Source organism: Terriglobia bacterium (genome assembly GCA_020072645.1).
Lineage (GTDB): Bacteria > Acidobacteriota > Terriglobia > Terriglobales > Acidobacteriaceae > Angelobacter.
In genome coordinates this window covers 19,539-36,595 of sequence record JAIQGK010000023.1, presented here as the reverse complement: position 1 = coordinate 36,595, position 17,057 = coordinate 19,539, and the positions used below count along the sequence as shown (strand labels likewise).

General features: G+C 55.3%; 17 protein-coding genes. 14 read left to right on the top strand and 3 right to left on the bottom strand.

The genetic code is table 11. From position 1 onward, the window contains the following. Positions 1-15: 15 nt before the first annotated feature. Positions 16-690, bottom strand: coding sequence for an RNA polymerase sigma factor (locus LAO76_25315; protein ID MBZ5494259.1), 675 nt, complete (start codon positions 688-690; stop codon positions 16-18). Positions 691-957: 267 nt separating this feature from the next. Here LAO76_25315 and LAO76_25310 point away from each other — a divergent pair, with 267 nt between their 5' ends. The 6 genes from LAO76_25310 (at position 958) to LAO76_25285 (ending at position 6,660) form a co-directional block, all read left to right on the top strand. Continuing rightward, entirely contained in the window at positions 958-1,107 is a 150-nt protein-coding gene (locus tag LAO76_25310; GenBank protein MBZ5494258.1) for a hypothetical protein, read from the top strand. 127 nt (positions 1,108-1,234) lie between these two features. Continuing rightward, entirely contained in the window at positions 1,235-3,364 is a 2,130-nt protein-coding gene (locus LAO76_25305) for a right-handed parallel beta-helix repeat-containing protein (GenBank protein MBZ5494257.1), read from the top strand. Positions 3,365-3,465: 101 nt separating this feature from the next. Then, on the top strand, positions 3,466-3,666 hold the full coding sequence (locus LAO76_25300) for a hypothetical protein (protein ID MBZ5494256.1): 201 nt from the start codon (positions 3,466-3,468) through the stop codon (positions 3,664-3,666). 559 nt (positions 3,667-4,225) lie between these two features. Beyond that, positions 4,226-4,567: a hypothetical protein gene (locus LAO76_25295; protein ID MBZ5494255.1), complete on the top strand. Its 342-nt coding sequence runs from the start codon at positions 4,226-4,228 to the stop codon at positions 4,565-4,567. Positions 4,568-4,772: 205 nt separating this feature from the next. After that, a complete protein-coding gene (locus tag LAO76_25290) occupies positions 4,773-5,183 on the top strand; it encodes a cytidine deaminase (protein ID MBZ5494254.1) in 411 nt (136 codons plus the stop codon). Positions 5,184-5,346: 163 nt separating this feature from the next. Then, the gene (locus LAO76_25285; protein ID MBZ5494253.1) at positions 5,347-6,660 is read left to right on the top strand and encodes a thymidine phosphorylase; all 1,314 of its coding nucleotides are present in this window, start codon (positions 5,347-5,349) and stop codon (positions 6,658-6,660) included. 9 nt (positions 6,661-6,669) lie between these two features. Here the strand turns inward: LAO76_25285 and LAO76_25280 are convergent, their stop codons facing one another. Next, positions 6,670-7,518, bottom strand: coding sequence for a purine-nucleoside phosphorylase (locus tag LAO76_25280; GenBank protein MBZ5494252.1), 849 nt, complete (start codon positions 7,516-7,518; stop codon positions 6,670-6,672). 79 nt (positions 7,519-7,597) lie between these two features. Between LAO76_25280 and LAO76_25275 the strand changes: the two genes are divergently transcribed. From LAO76_25275 to LAO76_25240, 8 genes are all read left to right on the top strand, one after another. Next, positions 7,598-9,187, top strand: a complete 1,590-nt coding sequence (locus LAO76_25275; protein ID MBZ5494251.1) for an adenosine deaminase — start codon at positions 7,598-7,600, stop codon at positions 9,185-9,187. Positions 9,188-9,269: 82 nt separating this feature from the next. Further along, on the top strand, positions 9,270-10,538 hold the full coding sequence (locus LAO76_25270) for a NupC/NupG family nucleoside CNT transporter (protein MBZ5494250.1): 1,269 nt from the start codon (positions 9,270-9,272) through the stop codon (positions 10,536-10,538). A gap of 401 nt (positions 10,539-10,939) precedes the next feature. After that, positions 10,940-11,197 carry a hypothetical protein gene (locus tag LAO76_25265; protein ID MBZ5494249.1) on the top strand — a complete coding sequence of 86 codons (258 nt, stop codon included), beginning with the start codon at positions 10,940-10,942 and terminating at the stop codon, positions 11,195-11,197. Positions 11,198-11,315: 118 nt separating this feature from the next. Further along, entirely contained in the window at positions 11,316-12,497 is a 1,182-nt protein-coding gene (locus LAO76_25260) for an ABC transporter substrate-binding protein (GenBank protein ID MBZ5494248.1), read from the top strand. Positions 12,498-12,527: 30 nt separating this feature from the next. Then, complete coding sequence (locus LAO76_25255) at positions 12,528-13,493, top strand: branched-chain amino acid ABC transporter permease (protein ID MBZ5494247.1); 966 nt, start codon at positions 12,528-12,530, stop codon at positions 13,491-13,493. After that, positions 13,490-14,473, top strand: a complete 984-nt coding sequence (locus LAO76_25250; protein ID MBZ5494246.1) for a branched-chain amino acid ABC transporter permease — start codon at positions 13,490-13,492, stop codon at positions 14,471-14,473. Before LAO76_25255 ends, LAO76_25250 begins: the two co-directional genes overlap by 4 nt. Beyond that, entirely contained in the window at positions 14,470-15,207 is a 738-nt protein-coding gene (locus tag LAO76_25245; protein MBZ5494245.1) for an ABC transporter ATP-binding protein, read from the top strand. Before LAO76_25250 ends, LAO76_25245 begins: the two co-directional genes overlap by 4 nt. 41 nt (positions 15,208-15,248) lie before the next feature. Further along, complete coding sequence (locus tag LAO76_25240; GenBank protein MBZ5494244.1) at positions 15,249-15,953, top strand: ABC transporter ATP-binding protein; 705 nt, start codon at positions 15,249-15,251, stop codon at positions 15,951-15,953. A gap of 19 nt (positions 15,954-15,972) precedes the next feature. On the opposite strand, the gene LAO76_25235 is transcribed toward LAO76_25240, so the two are convergent. Then, complete coding sequence (locus LAO76_25235) at positions 15,973-17,046, bottom strand: nitronate monooxygenase (protein ID MBZ5494243.1); 1,074 nt, start codon at positions 17,044-17,046, stop codon at positions 15,973-15,975. Positions 17,047-17,057: the final 11 nt, after the last annotated feature.

Here is a 17,057-nt window from a genome sequence, read left to right as displayed (position 1 = left end):
CAAATCTCCTCGGGTTTATGCTCTTGCCTGCCAGCGTTTTGCTGCTTTATCCAGTTTTCTCTTGGCGCTTACCAGGAAAGCTTTCGCTCCGCTGGCGTTCGTCAGGTTGAGCATGCGCGTAATCACGTCCAGCGGAAGCTCTTCCCCAAAGTGCATGGTAAAAACGGCTTTCTCGGTTTCTTCCAGCGTCTCATTAATTAGCTGCCGCGCAATGTCGGCCTGTTGCTTCCGCTCCACCGCCGCCAGTGGGCTGTCTTTAACGTCCGGCAGCGTGTCCATTACCAGTTCGTCAGAGTCCGTTTGCGGGGCGCTCGCTCTGGACCTTACTGCATTGAGGCAGTGATTGCGGGTAATGGAATAGAGCCAGGTTGAAAACTTGGATTGACCTTTAAAGTAAGAGAGGTTCTGGTAGGCTTTTACGCAGATTTCCTGCGCCAAATCAGCCGCCGACTCACGGTCTCCCGTGACCGACAAACACCAGCGCGCCACCTTTACGTGGTGCCGCCGAAACAGCTCATTCAGGTACTGTTCCGCTTGTGCCTGGCCGGCTTCCGCGCGGTACCGGGCGATCAGCGCCTCGTCCGTAAGCTCCTGCCAGCCCATTTGCGGGATTATAGCAATTGCCTCGTCCCTGGCTGCTTCCGTTGCCCCCGGATACATTGAAGCCACAGATGTCGATTGCGCTGCCACAGGTGTCCTTTCCCTTACAACTGATAAGACAAAGGTAAGTACCTGCCTGGAACAACTATCTTTTTCGCCCTTTTTCACCTCCTCAAGTGGTGCTCCACATCTTTGGGGATCATCAGGACCTCGCTCTGACACATATATTGTAAGTGTCTGAATCTGAATCACTTATCAGCGATCCCCATACAACTCCTGCACAGCGACCTTGAATCCATAGCTTACAAGGATTATCTGCACGGAATCTGCACAACTCACACCGGCCCGAGGTTGGACATGAACTTCATCATCGACAAGACCAAACTCAAGCCGGGGCTAATCATCTTCCGGCGCGGCGATGCTACGTCGGCTTCCGGTCCGGGGGCCGCGGCCGCTGGAAGCGGAGTTGGACCCACCGTCGATGAGCGCGGATACGATTTCAGATAAGCCAAGCATGGCGGAGTGATCGAGTGGGACTTGGGAATCACCCCCAATGGAACGTAGGGTCATACCGCCGTTCCATGGCCAACCACTTGTGTTGCGACGTCAAAGACCCTTTCGAATGGAGATCGCGATGAAGCGGGTATTGCTGCTTGTCTTAGGAACTCTTCTTCTTGCATTGCCAGTGAGTGCAAGTCAGTATTATGTCTCGCCAGCCGGAAACGACAACAACAGCGGTACGTCTCCGTCGAGCCCATGGGCAACCATCAGCAAAGTCAATAGCTTCGTCTTTAACGGCGGCGATACTGTTTCCTTTCAAGGAGGCCAGACCTTCACGGGCTGTCTGATGTTTAATTCCAACACAGTACAAAATTCTTCAGCGTCTACTCCGTTTACCGTGAATTCCTATGGTACCGGTATGGCGACGATTCAATCAGGTTGTACAGGAAACCTTTCCGCTGCGGTGATCGCCGACAATGTGAATGGCTTTCATCTCAATGGGTTAAAAATCGTGAACGGCTTTGCGACCGGCGCCAGCAGTTCTACCGCTACCGGCGTCCTGCTGGAGAATCAAAGTTCCACTTTACCTACGCAGACCGTAGTGGTCGAGAATTCCGAGATCACCGGATTCGCGCCGCCCCCCGGCAGCCCCAATACCGGTGGTGACATTGTCATAATCGGTGACGCAATGAATGGCAATAACGGTCCGCTGAATGACGTCCAGATCCTCAACAACACGCTGCACGGGGCCAGTGTGACAGCAGGCGACTATGTCGGCATCGGAGGCTATGGATTCGGCGAGAACATCACCAATGTTCTGGTGCAGGGGAACACGGTGTATAACATCGGCGGAGCCACGTCAGATCCAGGCGCGGGCATCGTCGCGGATGGTTGGAACGGGGCTACGATTCAGTACAACCTGATCCATGACATCGGCGCGAACGTAACGTCATGCGGTGGGATGTCGGGTATCGAGGCGTATACCTCCAACAACGTCACGGTCCGGTTTAACGAGGTGTACAACGTGCAGCCCTCTCCGGGTTTCACAGCAGGATGTGATTGGGTCGGAATAGATCTGGATAACGGTACTTCGAACTCCTTTGTCGAATATAACTACACCCACCATAATGGAGGACCTGGTCTGCTGGCCCACGATGAGGACGCAAATGGAGACACTTGGGGGAATAATACATTCCGCTTCAATATTTCAGAAAATGATCAATGGTTGTGCAGCCAATACAACTCATGCTTCGGAGTATTCACGGTGGCACCGAATGCACCTGCGAACCCGCTGTACATTTATGGCAACACGCTGTTTCAAAACATGGCAGGTAATCAGACACAGCCTGCCGCATGCTTTTACATCGGGTATGGGACGGGGGTAGCATGGCCCAGTGGCTCCCTGATCGCAGACAACATCTGCAATATGGATAATTACGATCAGTTTGGTCGGTCCTACTTCTTTTACAACCCCGGCGCCTATACCATGACGGTATCAAACAATCTCTATTACTCGACCCATTTGCAAAACTGGCTCTGGGGAGGAAATGTTTATTCGAGTTTCTCACAGTGGCAAACGGCGGGAATTGAATCGAATCCCATTGAAGGCAACCCGTTGTTCAGCAATGCCGGCAATGGGGGAACGTGCAACTGGTCCCCGTCGCAGACCAGCGGACCACAGCCGTGCCCATCGGCCTACACGCTGCAATCGGGTTCGCCGGCGATTGCTGCTGGTGTGACGGTGCCGAACAATGGCGGGCGTGATTACTATAACAATGCATTGACCACTCCACCGAGCATTGGAGCGTACTCCCCTGGCACTGGTTCGTTGTGTCACACAGGGACTTGGTGCGCGCAGGCGAATCTTCCTGTCTCGCCGTCCTATGGTTCGCTCTTTCAGACGGGAGGCTGGGCTGCTAACCAAAGCAACTGGGTTGCCAGCATTTGGATTCAAGGTTCTGGGTCAATTCAGTTGCAAGCTTTATACAACAGCACTGTTTTGGCGGAAACGGAGTGTACAGCGACTTCAACCTGGACACAGTGCAGCACGCCAGTCTTCAACACGGGCAGCACTGGCGTGAATCGGTTTAACTTAATCGGCTATTACGGCGGACCTGCCACAATGTACATCGATGACACTTTCTTGGGGCCCGCAGGGGGAAGCAATCAATTGCAGAATGCCGGCTTTGAAAGCGGAACCTCTTTTTGGAACATCGACGGCGGTGGTCAGGGAGTCTACACCATTGGTCAATTCAGCAAGTAGGGTGCTGGGGCCGTGCGCCACATTTTTCCCAAACAGCTTCACGGCCCCATGGCAATCCTTGCAGCGAAGCTCCGTCATGCCGTCTGAGATCGAGGGAAATAATGCATCGTGTTTTCTCAGCCATTCTCGGCTTGGTGCTCGCGGTCGCCGGACTGGCAGCGTCCGACTACATACCCACCAACTTCAAGGGAGACACGCTGCCCTCCGGCGCTGTGGCGATACTCGTTCCGGGTGTGCTCATGCTGAGCGCCTTCTATATGGCATTCCGTTTTCTGAAGTTTGCGGTGTCCGGAAAGAAATGACTGCGTCCGCCGGGTGGCGGGTGGCCCGCCGTTCCCCAGCTTTTTCCATCCCTCACGACACAAATGGGTGCCCTGTCCTTTGCGGGATATAAATTCCGTAAGCGCCATCGCCTGGCAATCTCCTGCGTACATTTAGTCTTGCTGTTTCCATCCAAGAAACAAGTGTCAGGGCACGACTTTAGCGCTCTGCCTGAGATGACCCTGAGCTTGCCGAAGGGGAATCGAGGGCTGCGAAGTCGTGCCATAAAGCCCGCGAAAAATTTCCTTCCTTGCGCCGCAGGCTCGTGCGCAGCGAAGCGGAGCACGTTAAAGCCACTACTTCACCGGCATCAGAGACATCCGCTGCTCTCTACCTAGTCCCTTCGCCCACTGTCCTTACGCACACTCTGTGCGCGGTCCCGATTCCTTGTTCTGCCGGATCGCTGACTTCTGTCTTAGCTAATGACGGACAGCAAACTTCGGATGTTAGTCGCACCCGAAGTTGCTGGGGTCTCAAGCGCGCGGCAAATGGCAGGCCGGGCTGAGGGCCATAACTTAAATCCTAAAGGAGAAATTCAGCATGACTCGTAAAAGCATGACATTGGCACTGTGCTTCAGTCTCGCAACCGTAACATTTTCTTCAGCCGCATTCGCTCAAGGCCGCTCAGGGTCCCGTGGTGGTGGTGGCCAAAGCGGCAACGGCAGAATGACCTTCCCGTCCAGAGGCGAGGCTCAGCGGGGTGACGATCGCGGCGGTTTCAACAGGCGCCCTCAGATGGGTGACGACCGCGGCGGCCTCAGTCGGCATCCTGAGCCGGGCGATGATCGCGGCGGCGTCAACAAGCATCCTGAGCCGGGCGATGATCGCGGACGTGGCGGCAAGCATCTTGAGCCGGGCGACGACCACAGCCTTAACCGCTAATTCTGCCCAACTCCACCACAGGGCCGAGCGCCGCTCGGCCCGTTTTTTGAAAGGGCCTGCTTTCTCTTTTCTCAAAATCCGATTGGTTCGCCCAGCTATAAATACCCGCCTCGTTATTCGCTATTGATTCGCTCGTCAAAATGCGTTACGATATCAAATTCACCACAAAATGTTACTGTATCTGTTCTCACTGAGGAGCTACTGAATGCCACCAATCTCGCTTACAGACAAGGAGCGCGCCATGATGCTGGGGATGGCCACCGCCGCGCTGCAACATGCTTACGCGCCGTATTCGAAGTTTCGCGTTGGGGCCACCGTCATTACCGACGACGGCCACCTCTATACCGGAAGCAACGTGGAAAACGCCTCTTACGGACTCACCATTTGCGCGGAGCGTGCGGCTATTTTTAACGCCGTCCACCAGGTGCAGGGCAAGCTCAAGCTGAAAGGCATTGCCATAGTCACGGAAAATGACGTGCCGTGCGCTCCCTGCGGCGCGTGCCGCCAGGTGATTGCCGAATTCGGCGCTAACACGGCTGTGGTCTTTCGCGGCCAGACCGACTACATGGAGATGAACATCGCCGACATGTTGCCGGAAACTTTCCGCCTGACCTGATAATTTTTTGCTTTAGCTCTGTAGGTACGGAGGCGCGGCTTCGGCTATTGCCGCAATCTTGCACATCGGAAAAATTTTTCATCATGCCATACAAGTGTCAGGGCGCGGCTTTAGCCGCCCCGTAAGCTCAAGAAAATTGGGCTTTAGCCCCTGAAAAGAGAGCATGCTAGTCACAGACCTGATCCGCCGTAAGCGCGATGGCGTTGAGCTGCAGCGCAATGAAATCGAGTTTCTCGTCAACGGCTACACCCGTGATGAGATTCCCGACTACCAGATGTCGGCGTGGCTGATGGCCGTGCTGCTGCGCGGCATGTCGCGCGCCGAACTGGCCGCGCTTACTGAAACAATGCTCCACTCCGGCCAGGTGCTCGATTTCTCTGAGCTTCCAGCGGCCAAAACGGACAAGCACTCCACCGGCGGAGTGGGCGACAAAACTTCTTTGATCATTGCGCCGATTGTCGCGGCGGCCGGCTTGTATGTCCCCATGATTAGCGGACGCGGCCTGGGACACACCGGCGGCACGCTGGACAAGCTGGAATCAATCCCGGGATTCAACGTGAATCTTTCTGTCAGTGAATTTCGCCGCGTGCTGGCGCAGTGCGGCGCAGGATTGATCGGCCAGACCGCCGAGATCGCCCCAGCCGATAAAAAACTTTACGCGCTGCGCGATGTTACCGGCACAGTGGAAAGCCCGTACCTGATTTGCGCTTCCATCATGAGCAAGAAGCTGGCGGAAGGCATTGACGCGCTGGTGCTGGACGTAAAGACCGGCAGCGGCGCGTTTATGAAGTCCGAAAAAGACGCGGTGTTTCTCGCCGAACTGATGGTTGAAACCGGCCAGCGCCTGGGCAAGCGCGTCTCTGCGCTGATTACTGACATGGACCAGCCTCTGGGCCGCGCCGTGGGCAACGCCTTGGAAGTTGCCGAATGCATTGACGTCCTGAACGGCCACGGCCCGGACGATCTGCGCGAGCTTAGCCTTGTGCTCTCCGCTTCAATGTTTCTTTTGGGCAAGCGTGTCCGCAGCATTGCTGAAGGCAGGGAACTGGCCGAGCAGATGATTGCCAGCGGCAAGGCCCGTGAAAAATTCCGCGAGATGATTCGCCTGCAAGGCGGCAACGCGGCAGTGATCGATGATCCCAGTCTTCTGCCGCAGGCAAAACAAAAAGCCGACATCAAAAGCTCAGCTTCCGGCTTCGTTACCGCCATCATGTGTGAGCAGATCGGTACGGCTGGAGTACTACTGGGCGGCGGTCGCGCGCGGAAAGAAGATTCCGTTGATCCCGCTGTGGGGATCATCGTCCACAAAAAAGTTGGCGATCCCGTTTCCGCAGGCGAAGCGCTCTGCACCGTTTATTACAACTCAGCCGAGCGTCTGGCGAATGCCGCTCCGCTGATTGAAAAGAGTTATACGATTGCAGCCGCTCCGCTGCTGCAAAAAAGGCCGCTCGTCCATCGTGTCATCGGCGACGAATAAGCATTGCTGCTATCCCTGCGCCACGTCCTTTGCAATCAGCGGCACAACTTCGCGCAGCAGCGCTTTAAACTGTCCGGAAATCTTTTTCCCGATCTCCAGCACCTCTTCATGATTGATCGTCGCGTCGGTTGTTCCGGCCGCCATGTTTGTAACGCAGGAAATCGCCAGCACTTTTATTCCCATCTGTCGCGCGGCAATCACTTCCGGCACCGTGGACATTCCCACCAGGTCCGCGCCAATCGTCCGCAGGAAGCGTATTTCTGCAGGCGTTTCATAGCTTGGACCGAGCATGGCTGCGTAAATGCCTTCGCCCACGGGAATTCCCAGCCGCTTTCCCGCATCGATCGCCATCCGCCGATAATCCCGCGCATACGCTTCACTCATGTCGATGAACCGCAAACCCAAGTTCGGATCTTCCGGCCCCACCAGCGGGTTTTGCCCTTGCAGATTGATGTGGTCTCTGATCGCCACCAGCCGCCCTTGTCCATACTCTGGATTGATGCCGCCTGCGGCGTTCGTCAGGATTGCCGCTCGCACTCCCATGCGCGAAAACACTCGCATCGGAAACACCACGCTGCGCACCGGATATCCTTCATAAAGATGCACGCGTCCCTGCATCACCACCACCGGACATTCGCCAATGTTGCCCATCACGAGCTGGCCTGCGTGTCCCACGGCGGTGGAGCGCGCAAAATGCGGGATATCGTTGTAGCTGATGCGGACCGCCTCCGTCATCTCGTCGGCAAATCCTCCCAGCCCCGACCCCAGCACAATGGCTACCGTCGGTTTGATCGGGCTCTTTGAGGAAATATGCTTAGCTGCAAATTCCGCCTGCGTAAAATCGTCACTGATGCTCATCGCTCGCGCAAATCCTTTCTAATCGCCAGCGCAGCTTGAGCGCGTGCGGAACTCAAATTGTAATGCTATAGTTCCCTCCATGTTAGTCTCTCGCTCGTGGAAAACTCTGCGCATCTGTCTGCTTACCGTTTTTATTGCGATCTATGCTCCCTCCGCATGGCCTCAAAAGAAGCTTGCGCACGCTGCGTCAGCGGAGCAAAAGACCGCGCGCTATTTTGAGTCGATTCGAAGCCAGCCGTTGCTCTTGCATGCATTCCTGCAGCAGATGCCCAAAGGCGGCGATCTTCACAACCATCTTTCCGGCGCAGTGTATGCGGAAAGCTTTGTTAAATTCGCTGCGGAAGACGGCTTGTGTGTTGATCGCGTTGCTCTTGCGCTCACGCAGCCTCCGTGCGATCCTTCCACCGGCAAGCCTCCTGCCAGCGCAGCCCTGCAGGACAGCACTCTGTACGGCCATCTGCTGGACGCGCTCTCCATGCGCCAGTTCGTCGCCGGCGCTGAATCCGGTCATGACCATTTCTTCGCCACCTTCGGCAAGTTCGGTTCCGCCACCAACGGTCACGTTGCGGAGATGCTGGCGGAAGTCAGGTCACGCGCCGCCGCAGGTCATCTGCAATATCTGGAAACAATGTTCAATCCCGATGGAGGCGCAGCAGCACGCCTTGGCGCGTCCTTGGGATGGAATGACGATCTCAGCAAACTGCGTGAACAGCTTTTGTCTGGCGGGCTCACCAAAATCGTGGCTGACGCCAGCAAATTTCTCGACGATACGGAGAAGAAAGAGCAGGAAGAGCTCCGTTGCGGCCAGCCCCAACCAGATCACGGCTGCAACGTGCAGGCCCGCTATCTGTATCAAGTGGCGCGCGGCCTGCCAAAGGAAATGGTCTTCGCCCAGATTCTTGCCGGCTTTGAGATGGCGTCAAAGGACCCGCGCGTTGTCGGCCTGAATCTGGTGATGCCTGAAGACGCGTACCTTCCAATCCATGACTTCAACCTGCACATGCGTATGCTGGATTTTCTTCACGGCCTCTATCCCAAAGTCCACATCACATTGCACGCCGGAGAGCTCACCCAAAATCTTGTTCCCCCGGAAGAACTGTTCCATGTCCGCGCGTCCATTGAACAGGGCCATGCTGAGCGCGTTGGCCACGGCGTGGACGTAATGCAGGAGCCCGACCCCGAAGCGCTCTTGCGCATGATGGCCCACGAAAATGTTCTGGTCGAAATTTGCCTCACTAGCAATGATGTGATTCTCAACGTCACTGGCGATCATCATCCGTTGCCCATGTATCTGAAGTTTGGCGTGCCCGTTGCGCTGGCCACGGACGATCCCGGCGTCTCCCGCAACGACATCACGCAGGAATTCCAGCGCGCTGCGGAGACCTTCCATCTGAAATATCGAGACCTGAAAAAGTTCGCTCGTGCCAGCCTGGAATACAGCTTCTTGCCCGGAGAGAGTCTTTGGAAGAGCAGAGGATCGTATGAAATGAAGAGCGCGTGCGCTGACGTTCAATCTATGAGCAACTCGCGCCCTGCCTGCGAGCAGTTGCTTAAGAACAACCCGAAAGCCGAGGCTGAACTCAAGCTGGAACTTACTTTGAATGAATTCGAGAATCACTTTACGCCACCGGCCAAAGCTCGTCGCTCTGGGAGCTCAGGCAAAAATTGAGTGCCTTTGCTTCTTGACAATCCAGCTACAATGGACGAGATTTTTTTCAACGCAATCCTAACTTCTGGCTTAAAGGGACCCAATGTCGCGATACGCGGGCTTGCTGGGCATCATCGTCTTTTTGTCGATCGCATATCTCTTCTCCACCAACCGCCGCGCCATCCGGCTGAAGACAGTCTTGTGGGGACTTGGCCTGCAATTCCTGTTTGCCTGGATCGTGATTCGCTTTACCTGGGGCCAGCGGACACTGCAAACAGCCGGAACTGCTGTCAATAAACTGCTGGCTTACGCTTTTAAAGGATCAACTTTTGTTTTTGGAAATCTAGGCTATCCTGCTGACCCCAATGCGCATTTGCCTTTTCTGGATCCGGGTTCGTCTCAGCTTGGGTTCATCTTCGCTTTCCAGGTGTTGCCGACGATTATTTTTATCTCTGCGTTTTTCGCGCTGCTGTATCACCTGGGCGTGATGCAGATCATCATCAAGGGAATGGCGTGGGTCATGAACCGCTTGATGGGCGTGAGCGGCGCGGAATCTCTAAATGTCGCTGCATCCATCTTTATGGGCCAGACAGAAGCGCCTCTCACCATCCGGCCTCTGCTTCCCGAATGCACAAAATCTGAATTAATGACCATCATGACGGCGGGCATGGCGCATGTTTCCGGCGGAATTATGGCGGCCTATATCGGTTACGGAATCAAAGCGGAAAACTTGCTGGCGGCCGTCATCATGACCGCGCCCGGCACCATCCTGATGGCCAAGATGCTAGTGCCGGAAACGGAGCATCCCAAGACCGCCGGCACGGTGGAAATCTCAAAAGAAGAAATGCATAAGGACGCAAACATTCTTGGCGCTATCGCTCGGGGCACCATCGATGGTGGACAGCTCGCGTTTAACGTCGCCATCATGCTCATTTCTTTTCTCGCACTCATCGCCATGGTCAACGGCATCATGGGCTGGACGCACAACCACTTCGCTTTTTTCCCCGCCAGCATTCAAAAGGTGCTTGGCGTCATTTTTGCTCCGGTCGCGTGGCTGATCGGTGTGCCGGGCAAAGACATCGGCGCGGTGGGCAGTCTTTTGGGCACGCGAACAGTCATCAATGAGCTCGTTGCTTATTCAGACCTCGGCGCAATGAAGGCCGCGCTCGATCCGCGCTCCGTTACCATTGCGACCTTTGCTCTGTGCGGCTTTGCCAACTTCAGTTCCATCGGCATTCAGATCGGCGGCATCGGTGCCTTAGCGCCGAACAAGCGTGACCAGCTTGCCAAGCTGGGTTTCCGCGCTATGATCGCCGGTACCATGGCAAATCTTATGTCAGCTTCGATTGTGGGCCTCTTGATGCGGAGCTGAGATTGTCCCGATGCTGCTTTGTGCGCCAGCGTTCATGGCTGCGATTACTTACACTACGGGGTGGAGCGGGCCTTTGTGCCGCGCATTCCTGCCTGTGTCCAATAAAACGTATGGGATCGCAGTCCGCCCTCGCCTGCGATAGATTTTCTTTTTGATTTTTCTAGCTAAGAGCTAACGGCTAAGAGTTAGGAGCTGGTTTTGGCTAATTGCCAGTTCCTAATTGCTAGCTGCTGCTCTTAACAATCTTCGCCCGCCGCTTAACTTTATTCGTTTCTTCAAAACGCTTCGCTATTTTGTTGCGTCCACCTTCGCCGCGCATTATAAAAGCTAACGGGCCACGCCGGTGCTACTAACACCGGACGCGGCCCTAACCACAAATCACCTTCTAGGAAAGGCAACCTATGGCTGACACTGATTCTAGCAGCGCACCAAAACTCCTCATCTACGATCTACTCCACCGTCTCAACGCATCATACGCCCGCGTTCATCGCAACATGGAAGCATTAGAACAGGTCGGAATTTTCGATCCGCTCATGATGCAGAAGCTTAACCGCCAGCATGAGAACCTTCGGGCAGGAGCAAATTACCATCTGCTCGGGGCCATGCGCCGCATTGAAGAACGCGACCGCGAGAAATTTTCTCAGCCACCCAATGAATGAACCCTCAAACCCCTAACCGGCCCGCCGCAAGGCGGGTTTGTCGCCTGGCGAAACGTCATCGATACGCTGGTTGTATAATTCTCGCGCTTGGCGATCACTTTTAACCATGTGGGGGATTATGCGCTTTAAAGCAATCGCTGCCTTAGGAATTCTGTCTTTGTTCGCGTCCGTCGTTCCAGCTTTCGGACAAGCCACAACCAAGATCGGCGTCATCACTTCTCTCACCGGCAGCCTGGCCGCTTTCGGAGAAGCGCACAAAAATGGCTATGCCATCGCGCTCGATGAGATCAATGCCAAGGGCGGAGTTCTGGGCAAAAAAATTGAGCTTGATTTTTATGACGACCAGAGCAAGCCCGATCAGGCTGTTCAAGGTGTTTCCAAGCTGATTGACCAAGACCAGGTTCCCGTGCTGCTCGGTTCTTATTCCAGTGAGAGCACCAAGGCCATTGTGCCTGCGGTCACACAGCGAGAGACGCCTCTTATCATTCCCACTGCCACTGCCGATAACGTCATGGACTCCAAGTCGCCCTGGATCTTCCGAGTCTGTGCCGGCGCCAATGATTATGCCAAAGCGACTATCGCATTCTTAAAGGCCAATGGCGCGCCCAAGAAAATGGCGATTGTCTATGAGAACACCAACTTCGGCCAGTCGAACATGAAGGCCATGACGGCTGCAGCCAAAGATGCAGGCATTGAGCTTGTCGCGGTCGAATCCTACGAGGCCAAATCGCCGGACTACAAGGCCGTTTTGCAGCGCGTGAAACAAGCGAATCCAGATGTGATCTACCTCTGTTCCTATCTTCTTGACGCCACCACCCTCATGCGTCAGGCCCGGGAAGTGGATTTGAATCCCAAGTATTACACTTCCGCCGGCACCGGATTTGCCGCCGCGGAATTTCCCACGGAAAAAGGCGCGGGCAAGAACGCCGAATACACCTTCTCTGTTTCTCAATGGCTGCCGGATGCAAAGTGGGCAGGCTCAAAGGAATTTGACGCCGAATATTTCAAGCGCTTCAAGTCCCACCCGGCTTATCATGCCATCCAGGCGTATGCTGCCTTGCGCGTTGCCGCTCAGGCCATGAACAATGCCAAGTCTCTGGATCCGGCTAAAATTCGCGACGCCATCAAGAACATCAACATGTCTTCAACTCCATTTGGTCCTATCAAGTTTGATAACGGACAAAACCAGCATCCCGTGCTGATCACGCAAGTGCAGAAAGGACAATATCGCGTGGTTTTCCCCGCCGACGCAGCGGAAACCAAGCCGATTATTCCCGCGCCGGTGTGGTCTAAAAGATAGAGCACGAGAATTCTTACGTAGAGACGTAGCATGCTACGTCTCCACTTCGGGTGCCGCATCCTTTCCGTGTTCTTTACGGAAAGGGTGGGAACAAAGGCTTCAGCCCCGAAAGACGAGGTCTCGAGAAATTTGGTTCGTTTCTTACAAGCCTGTGCTGATGGTCTGTTGACGGGAGCACTCTATGCCGTGATCGGAATGGGCCTGGCCCTGATTTTTGGCGTCATGCGCATTGTCAATTTTGCTCATGGCGCTTTTCTCATGGTGGGCATGTATGCCACCTATGTTCTCTTCGATTACTTCAAAATCAATCCCTACATCGGCTTCATTCCTGCAGGCATCGCGCTGTTTATCTTCGGCTATCTGGTCTACATGGCGCTGATCAGGCCGATTCGTGATCGCTCCCACTTCATGCAGATCCTCATGACAATGGGAATCGGACTGATCCTGACCGACGCCGCGCAGCTCGTCTTCAAAGCCGATTATCGCCAGACGAACATTGACCTCATCAACCGCAGCATTCATCTTGGGCCTTTTGGCGCTAATGCGGCTGAAGTTCTTTCGTTTGCCATCGCTGTTGCGTTTGTCATCGGCCTGCGTTCATTCGTAGTTCGCAGTCTCACCGGCCAGGCCTTGCGCGCCATCTCGCAGAATGCAGAGATCGCGCCACTCATGGGCATCAATCTTGTGCGCATTCAGGGCATCAGCTTTGCTTTGGGAACTGCGCTTGCCGGCATTGCGGGCGGTCTGCTGCTGCCTCGCCTCTATCTTTTTCCTGGCGTCGGCGAAGACTACACCACCAAAGCGTTTGTGATGGTCGTGCTCGGAGGCATGGGTTCCATTGAAGGCGCGGCCTTCGGCGGATTGGTGCTTGGCCTTTCAGAAAGCTTGACCAGCCTTTATTTCGGCAACCAGTGGGCCTTGATCGTCGATTTCGTTTTGTTTCTCCTGGTGCTCTCATTCAAGCCCGCGGGCATCTTTGGGAGGCAGCGCGCATGAGCCTTTTAAAGAGCTGGAAATTCTGGGTCTCTATTGTCGTTGTGCTGGTTTGGGGGCGCATGCCATGGTTTATCCATAACAACTATCAGCTTCAGGTGCTCTTCCGCATTACTCTGTTCGCCGCACTCGGACTTGCCTGGAACCTGGTCGGCGGTTACGCCGGACAGCTCTCGCTTGGCCATGTAGCCTTCTTTGGCGTAGGCGCTTATGGGCTTGCTATCTTTACTGAACTTGGGGTTCCCGTCTGGATCGCCGCCTTCCTCGCCGCCATTGTCTCCACCGCAGTCGCCGCTTTAATCGGCGCGATTTCCTTCCGGCTTCGCGGTCCTTATTTCGCTCTTGCCACCATCGCCTTTGCTGAAGTCTTGCGGCTTGCCGCCACCAATCTGAACGTAACCGGCGGAGCCATTGGCTTAACCATGCCCGCTCTCTTCGTCGGTAGGACGTTCTGGCGATCGTTTTATCTCGCCGCTGTAGCGTTGGCCGTAATGTCCTTCATAACCAATTATTGGGCCTCGCGCTCGCGCTTTGGCTATTACCTTATGGCCATCCGTGAAGATGAAGATACAGCCGCGGCGGTCGGAATTAACACAGCTCGCTGCAAACTATATGCGCTGCTGATAAGCGCGTTCCTTACCGCTCTGGCCGGCGCTCTTTACGGCAGCGCGTTCCAGTTCATTGTTCCAGACAGCATTCTTACCATTGATATTTCCATCCAGATTGCCATCATCACCATGCTGGGCGGCGCTGGAACGTTGCTCGGCCCGATTGTGGGCGCAGTGCTGCTGCTGACCGCCTCAGAAGCGTTCAAGAATGTCTTCCAGGAAAGCCATCTTCTCATCTATGGCATCTTGATCGTCGTGGTAGTGCTGTTCATGCCGGAGGGTATTGTCGGCGGACTAGAACATCTGTTCCGCAAACGGATCAAACCACCCAAAGACGTCAAGCCGCAACCGGTCATGGACGGAGCTGCGCAATGACGCCCATTCTGGAAATGGAAAACGTCACCAAGCGCTTTGGCGGTCTCAGGGCCGTGAAGAGCGTTACACTCTCGATGAACGAGGGCGAGATACTTTTTATCATCGGTCCCAATGGCGCGGGCAAGACTACGGTTTTTAATTTGATCAGCGGGTTCCTCCATCCCAATGAGGGCGTTATTCGCTTTCAAGGAAAAGACATTTCCAAGATGTCGCCGGACCGTGCCGCACGCCTGGGTATAGGCCGCACGTTCCAGATCGTAAAGCCCATACCCAGCCTGACCGTGCTGGAAAACGTGATGCTGGGCGCGTTCATGCATACCCGCAGTCTGGGCCATGCGGCCCAGGAAGCGGCAAAGATTCTCGACTTTCTCCAGATGTCGCACCTAAGCAAGTTTTCTGCCAAAGGTCTGCCTCTGGCTGCACTCAAGCGTCTTGAAATCGCACGCGCACTGGCGACTAAACCCAAGCTGATTCTTCTCGATGAAGTTGTCTCAGGACTCACCACCAGCGAAGCGCTGGCATTGGCGGAACTGGTCAAGCGTCTCCCTGAATGGGGCGTGAGCGTAGTGGGCGGCGTGGAACACGTGATGCAGGTAGTCATGAAGATCGCCCATCGCGTGATCGTTCTCGATTATGGAGCCAAAATCGCTGAAGGCGTGCCTGCTCAGGTGGTAAAGCTGCCTGAAGTCATCGAAGCTTATCTCGGACCTAAATACAAGGAGCTGACCCAGTGAACGCGCCCACCAGTTCGCTCGATCCCATGGCAGGCGCGCCCTTGCTGGAAGTCGGCAACGTGACGGCGTTCTACGGCGATCTACAGGCGCTCTTTGATATCTCGCTTCAGGTGAATGCCGGTGAAATTGTCACTCTCATCGGCGCGAACGGAGCAGGGAAGACCACGATCCTGCGCGTGATTTCTGGGATGAAGCCGCCCGCCAGCGGCTCCGTGCGTTTTGCGGGCAAGGATGTCTCACGCGTTCCCGCGCACGATATGGTATCGCGAGGCATAAGCCACGTGCCTGAAGGCCGCCAGGTCTTTCCCTTCATGACGGTGAAAGAAAATCTTTCGCTCGGGGCTTATACTCCGCGAGCGCGCGCCAATGTAAAACAACTGATGGCGGAACAGCTCGCGCTTTTTCCTCGGCTGGAGGAACGGCTCAACCAATTGGCCGGAACGCTTTCCGGCGGCGAGCAGCAGATGGTGGCGATTGCGCGTGGACTCATGGCCCAGCCCAAGCTTCTTCTTCTCGACGAACCTTCCCTTGGTCTGGCCCCCAAGATCGTTGAAGAAGTTTTTGAGAAAATTCAGGAAGTCCGCGGCACCGGCATCACCATGTTGATCGTGGAGCAGAACGTAGTCAGCGCCCTGAGCATCTCTGATCGCGGTTACGTGGTGCAAAATGGTTCCGTGCTGCTGGCAGACGAGGCAAAAAATCTTCTCAGCAATGCAATGGTTCGCGCAGCTTATCTGGGCCTTTAAAGTCGAAAGTCCAGGCCATTTACTTCATCTGTTCTTTCAGCTTTGCCCAAGCTTGTTTCATCTCTTCCTGCAAGTGCTTCATCAACTGCTCTGCCGTGGTTTCCCGCAACATCCCAAGTCCCTGGCCTGCCCATAAAGAAAGAAGCCCAGCTTGCTTTGCCGCCGCAGCCGCCCGCCGCATCGGCTGTGTAAACGCATTCTGCCACGGATAGGGCAGGTGTTCCACGCCCGCCGCATTCCATTTTTTAATGAACTCATTACTCAGGCCGCGGGCCATGCGTCCGGAAAACGCGCGCGTCAGCGTCGTCGCGGCTTTCCCGCCATGCAGCAGTGCCTCACGGTAAGCACCGTTCGTCCCCGCCTCTTTGCACGCCAGGAATGCCGTTCCCATCTGTACCGCGCTTGCGCCCAGCGCCAATGCCGCCATCAGACCGCGCCCGTCCATAATGCCGCCGGATGCAATCACCGGAACACGCACCGCATCCACCACCTGTGGAACCAGCGCCACTGTGCCTACCAGCGCTTCTTCAGCCGGTACCGCAAACGTGCCGCGATGCGCGCCCGCTTCGCTGCCTTGCGCGATCACCGCATCTACACCTGCTTTTTCTAGCTGTCTGGCTTCTTCCACGGTTGTGGCCGTGCCCATCAGATACGTCCCCTGCGATTTGAGCCGATCGCTGGCCTTCTGCGATAACAACCCAAAGGTGAAGCTCACAATAGGCGGAGCCGCTTTTGCCACTGCTTCCAATTGTTCATCAAAATTTTCGATTGGCTTTTGCGGAAGCTCAGGCGCTTTCAAGCCAAGCCGCTCATGATAAGGCCGCAGAAAATCGGCTACAGCCTTAACGCCATCATTAAGCGGCAACTGCGCCTGCGCCGAAAACAAATTCACGGCAAACGGCTTTGTCGTGAGCTTTCGGATCGCGGCAATGTCCTGCTCAATGCGCTCGGCGTTGGAGTAGGCCGCTGCCAGCGACCCGAGTCCGCCTGCGTTTGAAACTGCTGCTACAAGTTCTGGTGTCGACGGTCCACCGCCCATCGGCGCCAGCACCACAGGAATGCTAAGCCCATACTTGCGACAAAAATCATTCATACAACTTGGGT